The sequence below is a fragment of the Pseudomonas sp. 2995-1 genome, from assembly GCF_002742505.1.
In the GTDB taxonomy this organism is placed as follows: domain Bacteria; phylum Pseudomonadota; class Gammaproteobacteria; order Pseudomonadales; family Pseudomonadaceae; genus Aquipseudomonas; species Aquipseudomonas sivasensis.
This window is the reverse complement of the sequence record NZ_LJSA01000505.1, coordinates 1-306: the sequence shown is the minus strand read 5'-3', so window position 1 is coordinate 306 and position 306 is coordinate 1. Positions and strand designations below refer to the sequence as shown.

The 306-nt window shown below is 37.3% G+C and carries 1 protein-coding gene; it reads left to right on the top strand.

Features of this window, described 5'->3' with window-relative positions:
* Nucleotides 1-26: 26 nt before the first annotated feature.
* Nucleotides 27-306: hypothetical protein (locus AOA61_RS27265; RefSeq protein WP_143521266.1), on the top strand; the 280-nt coding region annotated here is incomplete at its 3' end.

The following is a 306-nucleotide window of genomic DNA, read 5'->3' as shown; positions in this document are numbered from 1 at the left end:
CTGAAGATGTTGAGGATTATGCGGAAATGAATTCCGCTTTTGAAGTATCTGATCATGGGGATCATTATGTTCTATCGTTTCAAGGCGAGGGTGAAGAGTTCAGTTCCTTTTTAGCTGGTTCAACCATAACAGATGTGGAGAGTGACTGGATTTTTGATGCAGATGAGTTAGTCGGGAATGGTGTTTATCAATTGATGATCCAAAAGGACACCTATTATATGCTGGGATATAATCTTGAGTTTGAGTTTAGTGGTTCATCTGTATTATTCGGGGATATTGAAACTAAATATAAAGCCGTATATAAAT